This window comes from Aeromonas sp. R3-1 (assembly GCF_040908345.1).
Lineage (GTDB): Bacteria > Pseudomonadota > Gammaproteobacteria > Enterobacterales > Aeromonadaceae > Aeromonas > Aeromonas veronii.
This window is the reverse complement of sequence record NZ_JBFODN010000244.1, coordinates 1-17,298: the sequence shown is the minus strand read 5'-3', so window position 1 is coordinate 17,298 and position 17,298 is coordinate 1. Positions and strand designations below refer to the sequence as shown.

Annotated in this window: 19 protein-coding genes; 8 read left to right on the top strand and 11 right to left on the bottom strand. The window is 54.4% G+C overall.

Annotated elements, in window-relative coordinates; genetic code table 11:
• Window positions 1-44: 44 nt before the first annotated feature.
• Entirely contained in the window at window positions 45-1,952 is a 1,908-nt protein-coding gene (locus AB5Y85_RS16510) for a fructose-specific PTS transporter subunit EIIC (protein WP_257687284.1), read from the bottom strand.
• Between the two features lie 758 nt (window positions 1,953-2,710).
• On the opposite strand from AB5Y85_RS16510, the gene AB5Y85_RS16505 reads away from it, so the two are divergent.
• The 5 genes from AB5Y85_RS16505 to AB5Y85_RS16485 are packed head-to-tail and all read left to right on the top strand — an operon-like array spanning window position 2,711 to window position 5,565.
• Window positions 2,711-3,214: a NifB/NifX family molybdenum-iron cluster-binding protein gene (locus AB5Y85_RS16505; RefSeq protein WP_213390308.1), complete on the top strand. Its 504-nt coding sequence runs from the start codon at window positions 2,711-2,713 to the stop codon at window positions 3,212-3,214.
• 35 nt (window positions 3,215-3,249) lie between these two features.
• Complete coding sequence (locus AB5Y85_RS16500; protein ID WP_257687285.1) at window positions 3,250-4,236, top strand: SLAC1 anion channel family protein; 987 nt, start codon at window positions 3,250-3,252, stop codon at window positions 4,234-4,236.
• A 4-nt stretch (window positions 4,237-4,240) separates the two neighbouring features.
• Complete coding sequence (locus AB5Y85_RS16495) at window positions 4,241-4,582, top strand: carboxymuconolactone decarboxylase family protein (protein WP_005353600.1); 342 nt, start codon at window positions 4,241-4,243, stop codon at window positions 4,580-4,582.
• A 49-nt stretch (window positions 4,583-4,631) separates the two neighbouring features.
• Complete coding sequence (locus tag AB5Y85_RS16490) at window positions 4,632-5,069, top strand: PaaI family thioesterase (RefSeq protein ID WP_257687286.1); 438 nt, start codon at window positions 4,632-4,634, stop codon at window positions 5,067-5,069.
• A 4-nt stretch (window positions 5,070-5,073) separates the two neighbouring features.
• Entirely contained in the window at window positions 5,074-5,565 is a 492-nt protein-coding gene (locus AB5Y85_RS16485) for a Dps family protein (RefSeq protein ID WP_005334596.1), read from the top strand.
• 36 nt (window positions 5,566-5,601) lie between these two features.
• On the opposite strand, the gene AB5Y85_RS16480 is transcribed toward AB5Y85_RS16485, so the two are convergent.
• From AB5Y85_RS16480 to AB5Y85_RS16440, 9 genes are all read right to left on the bottom strand, one after another.
• Window positions 5,602-5,871 carry a hypothetical protein gene (locus AB5Y85_RS16480; protein ID WP_257687287.1) on the bottom strand — a complete coding sequence of 90 codons (270 nt, stop codon included), beginning with the start codon at window positions 5,869-5,871 and terminating at the stop codon, window positions 5,602-5,604.
• Window positions 5,872-5,919: 48 nt separating this feature from the next.
• Window positions 5,920-6,711 carry a hypothetical protein gene (locus AB5Y85_RS16475; RefSeq protein ID WP_257687288.1) on the bottom strand — a complete coding sequence of 264 codons (792 nt, stop codon included), beginning with the start codon at window positions 6,709-6,711 and terminating at the stop codon, window positions 5,920-5,922.
• A 49-nt stretch (window positions 6,712-6,760) separates the two neighbouring features.
• Window positions 6,761-7,285, bottom strand: a complete 525-nt coding sequence (locus tag AB5Y85_RS16470) for a hypothetical protein (protein WP_257687289.1) — start codon at window positions 7,283-7,285, stop codon at window positions 6,761-6,763.
• Window positions 7,286-7,334: 49 nt separating this feature from the next.
• Entirely contained in the window at window positions 7,335-7,793 is a 459-nt protein-coding gene (locus tag AB5Y85_RS16465) for a hypothetical protein (RefSeq protein ID WP_139463795.1), read from the bottom strand.
• A 27-nt stretch (window positions 7,794-7,820) separates the two neighbouring features.
• On the bottom strand, window positions 7,821-8,360 hold the full coding sequence (locus AB5Y85_RS16460; protein WP_257687290.1) for an AAA family ATPase: 540 nt from the start codon (window positions 8,358-8,360) through the stop codon (window positions 7,821-7,823).
• Window positions 8,361-8,465: 105 nt separating this feature from the next.
• Window positions 8,466-9,182, bottom strand: a complete 717-nt coding sequence (locus tag AB5Y85_RS16455; RefSeq protein WP_257687291.1) for a sugar isomerase domain-containing protein — start codon at window positions 9,180-9,182, stop codon at window positions 8,466-8,468.
• A gap of 45 nt (window positions 9,183-9,227) precedes the next feature.
• Window positions 9,228-9,950 (bottom strand): NYN domain-containing protein, encoded by a 723-nt coding sequence (locus tag AB5Y85_RS16450; RefSeq protein ID WP_139407916.1) that lies wholly within the window; start codon window positions 9,948-9,950, stop codon window positions 9,228-9,230.
• Window positions 9,951-10,649: 699 nt separating this feature from the next.
• Window positions 10,650-10,913: a hypothetical protein gene (locus AB5Y85_RS16445; protein ID WP_139398641.1), complete on the bottom strand. Its 264-nt coding sequence runs from the start codon at window positions 10,911-10,913 to the stop codon at window positions 10,650-10,652.
• A gap of 96 nt (window positions 10,914-11,009) precedes the next feature.
• Complete coding sequence (locus tag AB5Y85_RS16440; protein ID WP_257687293.1) at window positions 11,010-11,474, bottom strand: MerR family transcriptional regulator; 465 nt, start codon at window positions 11,472-11,474, stop codon at window positions 11,010-11,012.
• A 220-nt stretch (window positions 11,475-11,694) separates the two neighbouring features.
• On the opposite strand from AB5Y85_RS16440, the gene AB5Y85_RS16435 reads away from it, so the two are divergent.
• Window positions 11,695-12,939, top strand: a complete 1,245-nt coding sequence (locus tag AB5Y85_RS16435; protein ID WP_257687294.1) for an NADH:flavin oxidoreductase/NADH oxidase family protein — start codon at window positions 11,695-11,697, stop codon at window positions 12,937-12,939.
• Window positions 12,940-13,063: 124 nt separating this feature from the next.
• Here AB5Y85_RS16435 and AB5Y85_RS16430 read toward each other — a convergent pair whose 3' ends face one another.
• Entirely contained in the window at window positions 13,064-14,101 is a 1,038-nt protein-coding gene (locus tag AB5Y85_RS16430) for a Mal regulon transcriptional regulator MalI (RefSeq protein WP_005344074.1), read from the bottom strand.
• 302 nt (window positions 14,102-14,403) lie between these two features.
• Here AB5Y85_RS16430 and malX point away from each other — a divergent pair, with 302 nt between their 5' ends.
• Entirely contained in the window at window positions 14,404-15,975 is a 1,572-nt protein-coding gene (gene malX / locus AB5Y85_RS16425) for a maltose/glucose-specific PTS transporter subunit IIBC (RefSeq protein ID WP_257687295.1), read from the top strand.
• 87 nt (window positions 15,976-16,062) lie between these two features.
• On the top strand, window positions 16,063-17,253 hold the full coding sequence (locus AB5Y85_RS16420; protein ID WP_257687296.1) for a MalY/PatB family protein: 1,191 nt from the start codon (window positions 16,063-16,065) through the stop codon (window positions 17,251-17,253).
• Window positions 17,254-17,298 lie beyond the last annotated feature (45 nt).

Genomic DNA, 17,298 nt, shown 5'->3' with positions numbered 1-17,298 from the left:
GTGGCCTCTTTTTATGCTCTATGAGCCGCGATGGCGAGAGGGACTCAGGCCGCCTTGGCCAGAGTTACCTCATCACTCTTTTTGACCCGCAGTTTTTTCAGGGCAACCGCCACCACGCCGCTGACGATGGCACCGCAGATCATGCAGAGCAGGGCCAGCAGCGGCTTGTTGACCGCACCCAGCAGGGCCACGATGGGGCCACCGTGGGCGACGCTGTTGGTGATGCCAAACAGGAAGGCCATCACTGCGGCGGTCATGCTGCCCAGAATGTTGGCCGGGATCACTGCCAGCGGATCACGGGCGGCAAACGGAATCGCCCCTTCGGAGATCCCCACCAGACCCATGGCGCCGGCGGCTTTGCCCGCTTCGATTTCAGAGGCATCGAAGATACCGAGCTTGCGACCGAGTACGGTAGCCAGCGACATGCCAAGGGGCGCGGCCGGGATGGCGCAGGCCATGGCACCCATAAACTGGGTCTGACCGGAGGCGATCATGCCGACCGAGAACAGGAATGCCACCTTGTTGACCGGGCCACCCATATCAAAGCCGGCCATACCCCCCAGCACGATACCCAGCAGCACCAGACTGCCACCGCTCATGGAGAGCAGCATGGCGTTGAGGCCGGTCATCATGTCGGCAATGGGGGCGCCGATGATGAAGATGAATACCGCAGCGATAAAGAGCGACCCGACGATAGGGGCGATCAGGATCGGCACCAGCGGTTGCACCATCTTGTGGTACTGGCGGGTGGCAATCCAGCGCACCAGATAGCCGACCAGGAGGCCCGCGATGATGGCACCGATAAAGCCGGTACCGGCGTCAGCGCCGTAGAAGCTGCCGTTGTTGGCGATCCAGCCACCGATAAAGCCCGGTGCCAGCGCCGGACGGTCTCCGATGGCGTAGGCGATATAGCCCGCCAGAATGGGGATCATCAGGGTGAAGGCGGCCACGCCCACGTTGAGGATCTGGTTCCACATGCTCCCTTCCGGGATCTGCATGCCGCTCGGGGTCGGGTTGCCGCCGATGGCGAGTGCCAGCGCAATCAACAGACCGCCGGTCACCACGAACGGGATCATGTGAGATACACCGTTCATCAGGTAGCGATAGAGATCGGAACTGCCGCCCGCGCTCTTCTCTTCACCCTTTTTATCTTCTTTGCCAGCCACGTAGGCGGGGGCCTTCAGCGCTTGTTCGATCAGACCCTTGCCATCCTTGATGGGGGCCTTGACGCCGGTCTTGATGAGGGGCTTGCCAGCGAAGCGGGCCATGTCCACCTGCTTGTCGCAGGCCACCACGATGGCGGCGGCGCGAGCGATCTCGTCCGCGGTCGGGCTGTTCTTGACGCCGATGGAGCCGTTGGTCTCCACCTTCACCTCATAACCCAGCTCGCGAGCGGCGCGCTCCAGCGACTCGGCCGCCAGATAGGTGTGGGCGATACCGGCCGGGCAGCCGGTGACACCGATGATCAGCCCCTTGTTGGCCGCAGGTGCGGCAGCCGCTTCCTCTTTCTTGGCCAGCGCCAGCGCCAGCGCATCGGCCGGGGTGTTGGCCGCCAGCAGTTTGGCGATAAAGCCCTCTTCGATCAGCTTGCCGGAGAGCTCGGCCAGCACCTCGATATGGTGGTTGGCGCCGCCATCGGGGGAGGCGATCATAAAGAAAATGTGGGATGGCTTGCCATCTTCGGCGCCGTACTCGATGCCGTTGCGGCTGATGCCGATGGCGACCGCCGGATTGCATACCGCCGCACTCTTGGCGTGGGGCAGGGCCACGCCCTCTTCAAAGCCGGTGTTGCCCAGCTCTTCGCGGGCCCACAGATCCTTGATAAAGGCCTGCTCGTTGCTGACCTTGCCTTGCGCGACCAGCAGGCGGGCCATCTCGGTGAAGACCTCCTCCTTGCGTGTCGCTTTCAAATCGAGATTGATCAGATGTTCATTGATCAAGGTGGTTATCATGGCGCTCTCCCCGCTTCCGGTGACGGAAGCTATGCGTGAGTACGTATCGACGTACTGGATAAAAATGACCTGATCATTATCGCGGCTCGCCCGCCCCCTCCCTATCGGATAAATGTGCTAATCACTGGATTTTTGTGCGCATTAAAACGCGATGTGATGAAGATCCCGTTTTCAGGCAGGACTCGCCATTTTCAGCCGATCATCCATTTTTTCTTTAAAAACAGACAAATGTATTGATGTCAGGCTCGCCGTCAGGTTTGTGATGCGCCATATCAATAAATTAATCATCAGCAGGGTCTGGATTTATATGTGGTTAAACGGTGCCATCAGATGTGACCCTTCTCACAAAAAGTCGCCATTTCGCCGGGCGGATTAGGATTTTTATGCGCCACTTCTCCCCCTGCCTTTTGCCCTCGCGAATAGCGGGTTGGCGCGCCCTGGAATGATGCCAGGGCGAGCTTTAATGAGTCCCCAAACCTCTTCGTTGGAAAAAATAGTTTGTTGCATATGCTATAAACCGAGCGTATATATGGCATATGCCAATTACGGCGGCATCATGATCAGACGCTTATCGAGCCGAATGATGCGTGACTAAACCAGTAAAAGTTGATGCGTACGGCTCTTCATCTGGTTGCTGCAAGAGGCTGGGAACATGGCCATGCCAACCGGCAAGCCTGCGGGAAGATCCTGAACAAGGGGACGAATGCAGAGTGGTAAGGGGCAGGGCTGGAATATCAACAGTGATAGCAGGAGGTCAAATGACCATCATCACAGCCATTCCGATGAATGACGACCATATCGCAGGACATTTTGCCAAGGCAGAGCGCTTTGTATTCGTAGATGAACAGGGGAGCACCCTGGCAGAAATCGCCAATCCGGTGGCTGGCAACGAGTGCAAAAGTGCGCTGGCGGAGCTGCTCCAGGCGCAGGGAGCCCGTCGTATCGTGCTGAAAAATATCGGTAGCAAGATGCTTGGCAAGCTGCTGGGCAGCGGGCTTGCCGTCTATCAGGCCAGTCAGGGGCGTCTCGCTATGGCCGACATGCTGAGCAATGAGTCGGGCCATCTGACCGAGCTGACATCCGCTGAACAGGGCAGTGCATCGCGCTGCGCCGAGGGGGCTGGCCATCACGGCAAGGGAAGCCGTCAATGCGCTCCCCGTGGCCGCCTTGGCAAAGGGGGTTGCTGCAAGTCAGCCTCCGGACAACAGCAGGGTTGTCAGGGTAACCGTCAGCGCAACCACAAGAAATGTTGTGAAGAGTAAGCACAACCGTTAGGCCGAACTGGAGGGGAACGTTGATGGAAAACCTGAATCAAGAGGGTAAGCAAATCCCCTCCATAACCAAGATTGCACATATGCCTGTCACACTGTTTTCAATCATCATGGGGCTGACGGGGGCGGCAATTGCCTGTCGCAAGGCATTTCCGGATCTGCTGCTGTTGCAGTCGGCAGGGTTCCTGTTCGGGGTCTTGTCCTCCCTGTTACTGGCGACGTTTCTGGTGATTTATGGCTGGAAAATCCTCAGACACAATGACGAGTTCCTGCATGAGCTGAAACACCCGGTCAGGATCAACTTCTTCCCGACCATCTCAATCAGCTTGCTGCTGCAATCCGCCTACTGGGCCAGCTGGCATGATGCAGCGCTGGCCCTCTGGTCGGTGGGCGCCAGCTTGCAACTGCTCTTCACCCTCTACATCATGAGCAACTGGATCCATCGCGACCATTTCACAATCACCCACACCAATCCGGCATGGTTTATACCGATTGTCGGCAATATTGTGGTGCCCCTGGGGGGCGTGCCGCTTGGCTTTCACGAGATCAGCCTGTTCTTCTTCAGCATTGGCCTTATTTTCTGGTTCTCTCTGCTGACCATAGTGCTCTATCGGCTGTTCTTTCATGAGAGCCTGCCCGAGAAGCTGATGCCCACCATGTTTATTCTGCTGGCACCGCCTTCCATCGGATTTATCTCGTATAGCGAAATAGCCAGCTCCAGCGACCTGTTTGCCCATGTCATTTATTATTTTGCGCTGTTTGTATTTATCTTGCTGATGTACAACACCCTCACTTTTTTGAAACTGAAATTTTTTCTCTCTTCGTGGGCGTACTCATTTCCACTGGCGGCATTTTCCGCAGCCTCGGCCATGTTTGCCGACGCAACCGGGAATATCATTCCATATTATCTGGCCAAAATAGTGGTGTGTGCCCTGATTGTATTGATCATCTGGTTAATCAGCATGACAGTGCAGTCATTCTATAAAGGTGAGATTTTCACACCGGAGAAATAACGTGATGAAAAATTATCGAGAGATCAATAAAGAACAACACCAGCTTGGCTCTGCTTATCGCAAGAGCAGCCCGGATACCATGAATGCATTTATTGCGCTGCACAAAGCCGTTATGAAAGAGGACGAGGCGCTGGCGTTGAAATATCGGGAAATGATCGCCCTCGGTATTGGTATCGCTTCCCGCTGCGATGGCTGCATTGCCGCCCATGTTGCCGGGGCCGTGAAGGCCGGTGCTTCGCGAGCGGAACTCATTGCCACCGTGGATGTCGCGGTATTGATGGGAGGCGGCCCCTCCATCATCTATGGCACCCAGGCACATGCCGCCATCGAAGAGTTGCTCTCCTAGCACTCTGTTCTCAACATGCGAGTGGCCAAATAGCGAGTGAATAGATCAAGTGGATGAATATCAATCAGAGAGTTATCAACAGACCATGATGTCCCACGCCCGTTGCATGGTGTGTGGCACTCATAACCCGGATTCACTGGGAATTCGCTTTTATCAGGGGGAGGAAGGGGCGACGGAAGGGCTGTTTATTGCCAACCAGCGTCATCAGGGTTACAGCGATATTTTGCATGGCGGCATGACCAGCACTTTGCTCGATGCGGTGATGACACATGCGTTGCTGCAACGGGGAATAAGAGGATTAACAGCGGAGCTGACCGTTCGTTTTATTGCTCCCATCGATATCGGCAGCAAAGTAGCGCTCTCGGCCAGAATAGTCGACCAGCGTCACGGTATCTATCGTTTGAATGCCGTAGCGTCGGTCGGCGGGATGATTGTTGCAAAAGCATCGGCCAAATTTATCAAGCCGAAAGCCAATGACAGGAGTTAGCGTGATGAAAAAAGAGAGTGTGGTTTTACCAGAAATGGATATCGGTATTTCAGCCGCCGATCGCAAGAAAATTGCAGATGGATTGTCGGCACTGCTTGCCGATAGTTACACCCTTTATTTGATGACCCACAATTTTCACTGGAACGTAACCGGTCCGCAGTTCAACAGCCTGCACAATATGTTTATGGATCAATACACCGAGCAGTGGAATGCGCTGGATGTTATCGCCGAGCGGATCCGCGCATTGGGCTTCCCGGCACCCGGCACATACAAGGAGTTTGTCCGTCTCTCCTCCATTGAGGAGGTCGAAGGGGTGCCCTGTGCCAGTGAAATGCTCAAACATCTGGTGTTGGCGCAAGAAGCTACGGCGAGAACCGCCAGAAAACTGTTCGATCTGGTCGATGCCGTCAATGACCAGCCCACCGCCGATGTACTGACCCAGCGCATCGATATTCATGAAAAAACCGCCTGGATGCTAAGAAGCATGCTCTCTTGATGGCACGGGGCTGCCATATTCTGTGGCAGCCCGACCTTACCTACCTGTTTGGCCCAACCGACCCTTTGGCTGCTGTCGTTTGGTTCGATAGCGATGTACTAGCCAGTCAATTCCCGCCATTGCCGCCGCGACGCCAATCATGATCAGAGTGAGGCGGCCGCCCTCCTGCCATGAGAGCAAATCCAGATGAAAATCCTGCCGAATAAATTCCGGGATCAGGCCGATAGGCAAGGTAATAGCCAGATAGGATATAAATTTTCTGAAAAACATATGGTCAGGTTTTGGAGTCTGTTTTTGTTGGATCATTTTTATATGTTGGCGTGATGTGTGATAAAACTAAAAACAGGGGGCTCATTAATTTTTGGCGATTGTCTCTGGAAGATAAAGCCAGCGGATAAGCGGGCCTTTTCTGGAGGCAAAACGAATTTTAATCCAATCATCTTTCTGCTCAAGGATTTCAACTTTGTCATTATGAATTAGATAGGCCTTGGTCTTTGATGTTTTTTCAGGCGATGAGTAGAGAAAAACTTTCTCGGATGTGACTGGCCAGAGAATTTTCTTGCCATCAAAGTCAATCGCCACGGTGTCCAGTTTATCCCCCTTATTATTAAATGTGTGCTCGTAAAGAGGGAAGGTCTCAATCTCGGAGTTTTGGATTTTATACTCTGTTGTTTTATATAGCCAGAGCTCACCCTGAGAATTATATTGGTAAGTGTCGTAATACCATACAGGGCCGGAGCGGCAAGAACTAACCAAAGAAAGAGCGTCTGATCGAACTGCAAGGTTGTCGAGATCCCCACAGGCCGAGGTGGGCATTTTATAGTCCGCAAATTCTAACTTTTTAAATGCTGCATTTATATGGTCATACAAGAATACATAAAAGACGGTATTTACCATGCCGAGAGAGCTAGAGATTGCAATATCTTTGTAACCGTCAGAGTTGAAATCTTTTATGATAATGTCAGATTGCAGTTCATCATCAACACATATCAGAGTTTCTTTCTCTTTTCCGGCAGCCAATAAATAATAACAGTCATTTTCTTTTTGTATTTCAATTTTGACTCCGCTAATCATATAAGATGAGTTTGTCTTTGCTGAGACGGAGAAACACAGCAATAAAGCTGTAATGATGACAAGATATTTCATGGTGATTTATTCTTTTGCGTGAGCTTTTGAAAAGTGTTGCTTTCGTATTTTATTTACTGTCTTGGACAGTTTTTATAAGTGTGAGCTGTTTTTTATCAACAATGTAATAGTTTGTGTAATAAACAAAAGACTTTCCGTCTTGACTGTTTTCAACTTTAACCGTTGTGAGAAGGCGGCTATCAATTTGGGGAGATTCTATCCATTCTCCCACACGGATATCAGAATTATTACTCACATCATATGAGCTATAGGCATTAAATACCGCATCCAGTACCTTACCCGTGCGTTTGTTGACAAGGACTTGATCATAACAACCTGATGAACCACATCCCCAGCCTGTCAGTACATATTCACCAGCATATACTGGCTTTTGTGACAAGGCCGCGGTAAGTCGGGTTCGGAATGTTCTGGCCAATTCAGAGTCTAGTGAAAGTTTGGCTGGCTTACCTTTATATACAGGTGGTGCCGGGTAGTCCTCTTTTCGTGGGAGTACTTGAGAGCTGGCTTCATTAGCAAATGAGGGCTGATTGGATAATCCGAGGAAAAGCAATAAGTAAATAACGCGTGATTTCATAGTATTTACCTTGGTGTTTAACTCTTTATTTACACTAAGTTTTTAAAAGTCATTTAACTCTTGAACTTCTCAGCTCTTTATGTGGATTGTGTGGGAAGCAGTTAACGTATGCCTTAGCCATATGATTATTACCCATATCATCAACAATAGTGCAAGTCAGATTACAAGGTTTACCAAGATCACGACGCCAGAAATGGTAGTGGTGTTGATATTCTGCTTCAAATTCAGATGTTATTGTGACAGAAATTATCCAGTGGATAGGTATTTTCTTATTACATACTAATTTAGTAAGCAATTCTGAATATGATTGAGACATGAGCTTCAATTCATTTATATCTGGAGTTACGACTTTGGTAATCAACTCTATAGAAACGACTTTTGACTCTTCAGATTCAAGAGTTTTGTACAGCTTTCCTAATCCCCAGTATCCATCTATATCATTGTTTCTACTCGCAAAAGAATTGATGATGCCTGATGCTACACATATTAACTCTGTTCTACGCCCCATATTTATCCTCTACAGGAACTAGCCACCTTAGTTGTGACCAGCGCTCAAACTCCAATGGCTAGTTACTAGTTGGTTAAGATAGAGATTTACCTCTGCCCGAGTCGTGAAATGGTGCTTGTCGTTTGGGAATCGATCAAACAGCTCGCGATGGAAGTGGCGGGAGCTTTTGCCGGCTCGTTGCCCATATTCCGATGCCCACACCAGCAGTTGTTGAAAGTTCTTTTCCGCTGCCACTGCATACCGTTGCCTGGCGCTTTGTGACCCGCGCGATAGCAGTGAATCCCGGCATACAGACCAGTCGAGATCCAGAAACAGCAAGGTATCGGCGGCATCAAGCAGTTGCTCGACCAGGGCGCCAAATACCCCTTCGACCACCCATGAGGGCTCTTGAGCAAGTGTTTGAATGGCATGGTCAATCTCATGCTGGGGCCGTTTTTGGTTAAAGCCGCCCTTCTGCCAGACAATGGTGTCCAGATTGACCTCGCGGATAGTTAACTCCTCAGCCAACCGAGCCGCCAACCAGCTCTTGCCTGATCCCGAGTTGCCAATAATCAGAATTCGTTTCATCTATGAGTGCTCTTTTCTGGAACATCTCGTATGTTGGGCCAAACATCGTAGGTTGGAGCTGAACGAAGTGAAGCCCAACGTTTACCGCGACAATATCTTAATTGCTTACATCGACTTCAATCGCCCTTGGAAATGGCGGTAAACATCATCGTTATTAAAGCCATCCACATTCTGGCTGGAGAAAATAAGCGGGGTGACGCCTTGTGCCAGCGCCAGTTTCTGTGCTTCGACTACCAGCGTATTGATCAGCACCATGCCGGAGATGGAGGAGAAGGCGCCGGTGACCCGATCATTGACTTCGCACAGGCCATCGCCCGGCGGCACGCAGTTATCCAGTACCAGATCGGCCAGCTCCATCAGTTTTTGGCCAGAAGGGTGACGACTCGGGTTTTGCGCCGATTGCGCCACCGAGGTAATAGCGATCACCTTGTGGCCGCCTGCTCTGGTAAGCTGGGCCCACTCGATGGGCAGGGCGTTGCGCCCCGAATTGGAGATGACCACCATCAGATCCCCCGGCGCAATCGGCTGCTCCTCCCACAGGATGGCGGCAAGCCCCGGCAGCTTCTCCAGCGCCGAGCTACGCAGGGCACCATCGGCGGTGGTGACGGTGGAGTCGAGTACGGCGTTGATATTGCCAAGGCCACCGGCACGGATAAACCCCTCCAGCCCGACCATATGGGAGTGCCCGGTGCCCAGCATATGGATCATCTTGTTGTGGACGATGGCCTCGCTAAACCAGTGGGCCGCCTGCAGGATCCCGGCTTCGTTCTGACTGACCATGGTAGCAATGCGCGCTTGCAGTTTTTCGACGTACTCAAACATAACGGCGGGATCCTTGTCTGTTATCGTTATGGTCAGCTGGTTCTCTTAAATTAATATTTCCGTGAGACGATTTAAGCCTGATGGGAGAGAATCATATTTTATGTACCCATTTTTACTCATTTCTCTGACTAAATTCATGAATACTTTATATTCTGTTTTAGAAATATCGAAACTTGGATCTATAGTTTTCATACTAGAATTTGCGATAGAAACATTTGTAGGTAATTTATCCCTGTTGATGTTTTTGATTGCAGCGACAAACAATCGCTCAATCTTATTTTCAATCTTAATAGTGTTTTTAGTTGAAAAATCCTCTAGAAAAATCAGGTTGTCAAAAGATTTAGCAAGAATTGCTCTATCTTTATCCTTGCGCTTGCAAATTAACCAAACCTCTTTTCCAAATTTCCTTAGCCTATCACCAATAACAGTGAAATCAGAATCGCTAGTAAGAAAACAATAGCGATCAATTTGTGGGTTTCCTAAATATAATGTTTCAAAAGCATCTAAGCTGATAAAAAGGTCAGCTCTATTTTTCTCTGTTCCTATTTTTGGTGTGTCCAAAATCGTAAAATTATGGTTTATGATTTGTTCTTTTAGCGTCTTTTTTGACGTAGACTGGTTACCGTATGCTGATTTTATTGCAAAGATACTATTTAATCCTTCATCTGAACTTAATAAAGAATTCATTAAATCTTCAAGGATAAAGTCGAGAGATGAGACATTTTCCATGTCTATATATACGGCGATATTAAAGTTCTGTTTTTTCACAAAAACGGCCCTGTCTTTAATGAAAAGGAAGAATTAATTTAAAACATGTAAAAATGTTCATTTTGAACTAAGGCTTATATCCCATTAAGCTCAATAAAACCTTTTTCAATGTCATATTTTAAGTGTTTGGTTAAAGAGTATTGAGGATCACTCTTAGAGAAGTTTTCAATAATCATTTTTTGATACTCGTCAACAGACATTCCATTGAATATATTTTTGTTGATGTTATATTTCTCTCACTGCCCTCTCTATTTGAAGTACCAACAATTACAATTTTAAAATGAAGATGATTTTTTAAATCAACATCTTTAATATTGTTGGTATCTATTTTCATTATGAGCTACCCACCTTTTAATGAAGGTTTTATCACTGCTAATTAGTTAAATAATTATTTGGTATTTAGGTTTGAATACATATTCTTTACTGGAAACAAAGCTCACGCTACCGCCCGTGGATTACAGCCTCCAGCCTGCTGCGGTTTTCCGGCGATGTGGTGAATGGCGAAACGGCTGCACAGGGTTATCTCTGCAAGAGTGGTTGCCAAGTGGGGCATATTAATCGAGAGAGGGGCAGGGTAAAACCGCAGTCGGGCAAAAACCTGCCAGAGATCAATAAATTACTTATTAAGTGGCTGCTATCTGTCCGCTTGGTACGGCGACCGCAAGCTGAGCTTTGCCTCTTGTCAGGGGCCGCAGCCACTCAATACTCCAGAAACTTCTCCCCGCAGCGTTCGCAGATCAGATGTTTTACATGGGTGGCCTGATAGGCGAGGGTCTGGCCGAATACCGCATTGGTCAGGCTGCTGGAGCGAAAGGCTTGCCAGAAGGCTTTGCGCGGATCCTTGGGCATGATGTCCTGGCTGTGATCGCGGGCGACCAGCACCACGATATGGCGGGTACGCTCCCTGCATTTGTCACAACGATGGATTTCAGTTGGCGGATTCTGGTCGTGCGGGTTGCTCATAAATGGGCTCGTGAAGAGAGGCAGGCGCCCATCATATTCCTCTCCACTTGGCTCTCAACCTTTCTGGTCGAGGGCGTGTGCCGGTTGTGAACAGGATCACCTTTTGTGGCGTGACGCAGACTTGGCCGTGGTGGCAGCCTTTGCGACGTGCTTGTGAGAGGGTATGCCCATGCTGGCCAATACCCGGGCTGCGTTCTCTTCACATTGCATCTCGTCGGGTTTGGACTCCACCAGCCGGATTAGGGTCTGCAACTGCTGCTTGCTGTGGGCAAGCCTGGCCTCCAGCACCTCTATGTCGCTCACCTTGGCCTTGAGTGCCGCCAGCAGCGGGGCGTGTTGCCAGGTGCTGATATCCGCCGGTACCAGCTGCTTGATCTCGTCGAGGGAGAAGCCTGCCTGCTGTGCCTGGCTGATGATGGTCAGCAACGGCACCGTCTCGGGCGGGTAGTCGCGATAGCCGTTGGCCCCCCGTTGCACCTTGTTGAGCAGGCCCCTGGCTTCGTAAAAGCGGATAGCCGAGGCCGCCATGCCGGTCTGTCTGGCCAGTTCACCGATCTTCATCTTGCCTCCTGGGCTGCGGGTTGATGGCCCCTGACGTTAAGGCTGAGGGGCGGGTGCCGAGAGATTCTAGGGTTAAAGCCCGCTTGAATGTCAACGGCCCTGAGCAAGCAAGGGGTGGGTGGATAGCCTTTCCTTGGTCGTAGCGGCATCTCGACAAAGGGCTTGACCTTCAAGTCAGCTTCAAACTTATGGTGGGGCCCTCACTACCGAGGAGATCACCATGAACCCATTTACTCCCCTGACCCTGCCAAATGGCAGCCAGCTTATCAACCGTCTCGCCAAGGCTGCCATGGAAGAGAACATGGCTGACCGTGACCATGCCCCCTCCGAGGCGCTGATCCGCCTCTATCGTACTTGGGCAGAGGGCGGCGCTGGTCTTATCATCACTGGCAATGTGATGGTGGATGGGCATGCCATGACGGGAGCGGGGGGCGTGGTGCTCGACACCCCGGCGCTATCCCCACAGCTGGCCGGGCGTTTCAGGGCCTGGGCCGAAGCGGCCAAAAGCGGGGGGGCCCAGATCTGGATGCAGATCAACCACCCCGGTCGCCAGATGCCGGCGGCGCTGGGGCAACCTACCCTGGCACCTTCCGCCGTGCCCATGGCGCTCGGCAGTTTCTCCAAACAGTTCTCTCCGCCCAGGGCCATGAGCGAGGCCGATATTGTCGAGGTGAAAGCACGCTTTATCAATACGGCGCTGTCGGCACTGCGTCTCGGCTTTGACGGAGTGCAGATCCACGCTGCGCACGGTTATCTGCTAAGCCAGTTCCTCTCGCCGCTCACCAACCAGCGCCACGATCGTTGGGGCGGCAGCCTTGAGAATCGTGCCCGCTTGCTGCTGGAAATAGTGCAGGGGATCCGTGAGCAGGTGGGGGAGCGCTTCTCGCTGTCGGTCAAACTCAACTCCGCCGACTTTCAGCGCGGCGGCTTCAGTACCGAAGATGCCAGAGCGGTGGTCGACATGCTCAACCCGCTCGGGGTGGATCTGGTGGAGCTCTCCGGTGGCAGTTACGAGGCGCCCGCCATGCACGGCCAGGCCCGCGATGGCCGCACCCTGGCGCGGGAAGCCTATTTTCTGACGTTTGCCGAAGAGATAGTGAGTGCCGCTCATATGCCCGTGATGGTGACCGGTGGGATCCGCCGTTATCCGGTGGTGGAACAAGTGCTCGGTAGCGGAGTGGCGGTCGTCGGCATGGCCACCGCGCTTGCCATCGCCCCGGATCTGCCTGCCAGATGGCGCTGTGAGCAGGCGGCAAGCGCCGAGCTCAGACCCATTCCCTGGCGCAACAAGGTGTTGGCTTCGGTAGGTTATATGGCGATGGTGAAATACCAGCTGCGGCGGCTGGGCCGAGGTCAGCCGAGCCACCCCAAGGTTGCGCCATCTCTGGCGCTGGCTTGCCAGCAGTGGCAAACCCTGCTTGGCAACGCCCGCTATCGGCGCTGGATCAAGGCGCAGGAAAAGTGAATATAGAGTGGTTTGTAGGCGGGCGAGCCAGCCTGGCCAGTTCAGGCCGACTCCCGCTTCTGCGGTTTGCTGGTGAGCGGTGATGATATGGCGGGTGGGGTGAGCTCGGGCTTGTCCAGCCAGCTTAGGCCGACTCCCGTTTTTGCAGGTTGGGGGTGATGATATGGCGGTTGGGGGCGAGCTCGGGTTGCTGCATCCGGGTCAGCAGTCGTCTCGCCGCCTGACGGCCGATTTCGCGGGCCGGTGAGCTGACAAAGGTGAGGGCGGGGGAGGTGAGTTCGGCCTCCGCCACATCGTCAAAACCGAGCAGGGCCACCTGCTGGCCGATGTAGTTGTCCTTGCCCACGGTGCGGCCGCTCGCCTCGACGCCATAGATGGCGCCGAGCGCTACCTCGGGGTAGTGGCAGAGCACGGCGGTCACCTTGGGGTGCTGGTGCAGCAGCTGGGCGATGGTGTCGGCGGCGCTGCGCTGGGTGCGCTCGCACTCCAGTACCCACTCCGGTTTGAAGGGCAGGCCATATTGCAGCAGGCTGGCGCAGTAGCCGCCGATGCGTTCGGCGCGGGTGAGGGAGTCGGCCCGCCCGCCGACGTAGGCGATATGGCGGTGGCCCTGCTCGATAAGGTAGGTGGTGGCCTGCTTGGCGGCGTGGGTGTTGTCGGGGCCGATAAAGTCCACGTCATCACGATAGTAGGAACGGGCGGCGCACACCACCGGCAGTTCGGAGTCGAGCAGGGTCTCCAGGGTTTTGGCCGCCGCGCCGCGCACCGGATTGAAGATGATGCCCGCCACCCCCTGTCGTGACAGGGAGTGGATGCTCTGCTGCAGCCGCTCCGGGCTGTGGCCGCACTGGGTCAGAAACAGCAGATAGCCCTGCTGCTCCAGCACCTCGCTCACCCCGGCGGTCACCTCGGTATAGAAGGGGTCGGTGATGTCGCGCAGGATCAGCCCCACCAGATTGGATTGCTGGCTGCGCAGGTTGGCGGCGGCGCTGTTGGGCACGTAGTCGAGCTCTTTTATCGCCTGTTGCACCCGCTCGGCGGTGGCCGGCGAGATGCGCCCCTTGCCGTTGAGTACCATGGAGACGGTGGTGACCGACACTCCCGCCCGCTGGGCGACATCGGTGATCTTGGTGGCTTTGGCAGAGAGGGATTTGGGCGACATAGGGGGAATGGACGACGGACAGTTGAGAGCGAGGCCCCAGCATACCTGCTTGGGTTGCCAAGTGAAACGTTACATCACCATCTGGCCGATCCGGCTCACAAATTTGGATCCTCCTGCCAGCCAGCCCCCTGATTCTGTGATCCTGTCGGCACTTGTAAATTGATAAAACGTTTTATCATCCGGCAAAACCTGATGCTGACCCGCGCCTTTTGCTTCGAGATTGCTTCGAGATTGCTTCGAGATTGCCTCGAGCGGGGGAGGGCAGCCGCAGATATTGCTGTCTATTCACAAGGAGCCGTTTCATGGCCAAGCCTCAAGCCAAATCCACCATCTGGGAGTTCCTGCAGAGCCTCGGCAAGACCTTTATGTTGCCGGTCGCCCTGCTGGCCTTCTCGGGCATCCTGCTCGGTGTCGGCAGCTCGCTCACCAGCGATGCGGTCAAGCAGAGCATGCCCTTCCTCGACAATACCGTGCTGCAACTGCTGTTCCTCTGGATGACCAAGGTGGGGCTGGTGGCCTTTATCTATCTGCCGGTGATGTTTGCGGTGGCCATTCCGCTCGGGCTGGCGCGGGAAGAGAAGGGGGTCGCGGCCTTTGCCGGTTTCGTCGGCTATGCTGCGCTCAACCTCTCCATCAACTTCTACCTCACCGTGGCCAACGTCATCGGTGACGCGGCGGCGGAGAAGGCCTACGGGGTGAAATCGATCCTCGGTATCAGCTCCATCGACACCGGGATTCTGGGGGCCATCATCGTCGGGGTGATCGTCGCGAAGCTCCACGCCCGTTTCTACACCTACAAGATGCCCGATGCGCTCGCTTTCTTCGGCGGTGCCCGCTTCGTGCCCATCATCACCGCGCTGGTGCTGGGTGTGGTCGGTCTGGTCGTGCCGTTCGTCTGGCCCTGGTTTGCTGCCGGCATCAACGGCATCGGGGCGCTCATCTCCCACGCCGGTCCCTTCGGCCCCTTCCTGTTCGGTACCGGTGAGCGCCTGCTGCTGCCACTCGGTCTGCACCACATTCTGGTGGCGCTGATCCGCTTTACCGAAGCGGGCGGCACCCAGTTGGTATGTGGTCACGAGGTGAGCGGCGCCCTCAATATCTTCTACGCCGAGCTCTCCTGCGCCGATACCAGCGGCTTCTCTGTTTCTGCCACCTCCTTCCTCTCTCAGGGCAAGATGCCAGCCTTCCTCGGCGGCCTGCCGGGTGCGGCGCTCGCCATGTATCACTGCGCTCGCCCGGAAAATCGCGGCAAGATCAAGGCGCTGCTGGTTTCCGGCGTGGTGGCCTGCGTCATCGGCGGCATCACAGAGCCGCTGGAGTTCCTGTTCCTGTTCGTGGCACCGGTGCTCTACGTTATTCACGCCATCCTGACCGGTCTGGGCTTTATGACCATGGGGCTGCTCGGCGTCACCATCGGCAACACTGACGGCAACCTCATCGATTTTCTGGTGTTCGGCGTGCTGCAAGGCACCGCCACCAAGTGGTATCTGGTGCCGGTCGCGGCCGCCATCTGGTTTACCATCTACTACAGCGTGTTCCGCTTCGCCATCGTGCGCTTTAACCTGAAGACCCCGGGCCGCGAGATTGAAACCAGCGAGACTGCCCAGCCCGCAGGCAAGAAGGCCGGCAACAGCGGTTACAACGGTGAAATCATCCTTAACGCCCTGGGCGGGGCCGATAACATCCTCGCGCTCGATAACTGCATCACCCGCCTGCGGATGTCGGTGCAGGACATGAGCCGGGTCGATGACAAGGTATTGAAAGCGAACGGTGCCATCGGGGTGATCAAGCTCGACGAGCACAACCTGCAGGTGGTGATCGGCCCGCAGGTGCATCTGGTGAAAAACCAGCTGCAGAGCCTGATGGGGGCCTGAACCGGCCAATAAGAACCGAACGGGGGGCGCAAGCCCCCCTTGTTTGCCTCTCCCAATATGTCTCCTGTTTATGGAGGGAGAAACTACATGCACGATATTTATGACTTCGACCATGTGGTCGACCGCCACGGCACCTACTGCACCCAGTGGGACTATGTAGCCGACCGTTTTGGCCATGCCGATCTGCTCCCCTTTACCATCTCCGACATGGATTTTGAGACCGCCCCCTGCATTCGCCAGACCCTGGCAACCCGCCTTGAGCACGGGGTATTTGGCTACAGCCGCTGGAATCACGACGACTTCAAGGGGGCGGTGAGCAACTGGTTTGCCAGACGTTACGGGGCGAGCCTCGAACCCGAGACCCTGGTCTACGGCCCCTCGGTCATCTATGTGATTGCCCAGCTGGTGAGCCTCTGGTCGGCGCCGGGGGAGGGGGTGCTGGTGCATACCCCCGCCTACGATGCCTTCGGCAATATGCTGGCTGCCAACGATCGGATGCTGCTGCCCTGCCCGCTCAAAAAAACAGAGGGGAGCTACCAGATCGACTGGGCCTGCTTCGAGCAACAGACTGCCCGCCCCGATTGCCGGATTTTGCTGCTCTGCAGCCCCCACAACCCCACCGGCCGGGTCTGGACGCGGGATGAACTCGGCCGGATGGCCGCTATCTGCCAGCGCCACGGGGTCAAGGTCATCTCGGACGACATCCATATGGATGTGAGCTTTGCCCGCTACCTGCCGTGGAGCGAGGTGGCGCTGGACGATCACTGGGCGCTGGTGAGCTCGGGCTCCAAATCCTTCAATATTCCCGCCCTTGGCGGCGCCTACGCCTTTATTGCTAACGCAGCGGCGCGGGCCGCCTATCTGCAGCGGCTCAAGGCGGCCCATGGCCTCTCATCGCCCCCCATTCTCGGGGTGCTGGCCCATATCAGCGCCTATCGGGACGGCGCTGGCTGGCTCGATGCCTTGAAAAGCTATCTGCACGGCAACCTCACCCAGGTGGCGGCGCGGCTCAACGGTGCCTTCCCCGCCATCGACTATCGGGTGCCCGAGGGCACCTATCTCGCCTGGATTGATTTGAACGGTCTTGGCATCGACTCCACCAAACGGATGGATGCGCTGCAAGCCTTGCTGGTGGAGAAATACCGGGTCGCCATCATGCGCGGCGACACCTACGGCCCGGAAGGCACAGGTTATATCCGCCTCAACGTCGGCTGCCCGCGCTCGAAGGTTGACCAAGGGCTCGACGCCCTGATCGGTGCGCTGGGGGAGGTGGTGTAAGGCAAATCCATTCAACATGAGAAACATAACGGGGCCATCAGTGAT

What these genes read in the sequence shown, in the direction of transcription:
- AB5Y85_RS16510 (WP_257687284.1), bottom strand. Translation starts at nt 1,952, where the DNA reads ATGATAACCACCTTGATCAATGAACATCTGATCAATCTCGATTTGAAA.
- AB5Y85_RS16505 (WP_213390308.1), top strand. Translation starts at nt 2,711, where the DNA reads ATGACCATCATCACAGCCATTCCGATGAATGACGACCATATCGCAGGA.
- AB5Y85_RS16500 (WP_257687285.1), top strand. Translation starts at nt 3,250, where the DNA reads ATGGAAAACCTGAATCAAGAGGGTAAGCAAATCCCCTCCATAACCAAG.
- AB5Y85_RS16495 (WP_005353600.1), top strand. Translation starts at nt 4,241, where the DNA reads ATGAAAAATTATCGAGAGATCAATAAAGAACAACACCAGCTTGGCTCT.
- AB5Y85_RS16485 (WP_005334596.1), top strand. Translation starts at nt 5,074, where the DNA reads ATGAAAAAAGAGAGTGTGGTTTTACCAGAAATGGATATCGGTATTTCA.
- AB5Y85_RS16480 (WP_257687287.1), bottom strand. Translation starts at nt 5,871, where the DNA reads ATGATCCAACAAAAACAGACTCCAAAACCTGACCATATGTTTTTCAGA.
- AB5Y85_RS16475 (WP_257687288.1), bottom strand. Translation starts at nt 6,711, where the DNA reads ATGAAATATCTTGTCATCATTACAGCTTTATTGCTGTGTTTCTCCGTC.
- AB5Y85_RS16470 (WP_257687289.1), bottom strand. Translation starts at nt 7,285, where the DNA reads ATGAAATCACGCGTTATTTACTTATTGCTTTTCCTCGGATTATCCAAT.
- AB5Y85_RS16465 (WP_139463795.1), bottom strand. Translation starts at nt 7,793, where the DNA reads ATGGGGCGTAGAACAGAGTTAATATGTGTAGCATCAGGCATCATCAAT.
- AB5Y85_RS16460 (WP_257687290.1), bottom strand. Translation starts at nt 8,360, where the DNA reads ATGAAACGAATTCTGATTATTGGCAACTCGGGATCAGGCAAGAGCTGG.
- AB5Y85_RS16455 (WP_257687291.1), bottom strand. Translation starts at nt 9,182, where the DNA reads ATGTTTGAGTACGTCGAAAAACTGCAAGCGCGCATTGCTACCATGGTC.
- AB5Y85_RS16445 (WP_139398641.1), bottom strand. Translation starts at nt 10,913, where the DNA reads ATGAGCAACCCGCACGACCAGAATCCGCCAACTGAAATCCATCGTTGT.
- AB5Y85_RS16440 (WP_257687293.1), bottom strand. Translation starts at nt 11,474, where the DNA reads ATGAAGATCGGTGAACTGGCCAGACAGACCGGCATGGCGGCCTCGGCT.
- AB5Y85_RS16435 (WP_257687294.1), top strand. Translation starts at nt 11,695, where the DNA reads ATGAACCCATTTACTCCCCTGACCCTGCCAAATGGCAGCCAGCTTATC.
- AB5Y85_RS16430 (WP_005344074.1), bottom strand. Translation starts at nt 14,101, where the DNA reads ATGTCGCCCAAATCCCTCTCTGCCAAAGCCACCAAGATCACCGATGTC.
- malX (WP_257687295.1), top strand. Translation starts at nt 14,404, where the DNA reads ATGGCCAAGCCTCAAGCCAAATCCACCATCTGGGAGTTCCTGCAGAGC.
- AB5Y85_RS16420 (WP_257687296.1), top strand. Translation starts at nt 16,063, where the DNA reads ATGCACGATATTTATGACTTCGACCATGTGGTCGACCGCCACGGCACC.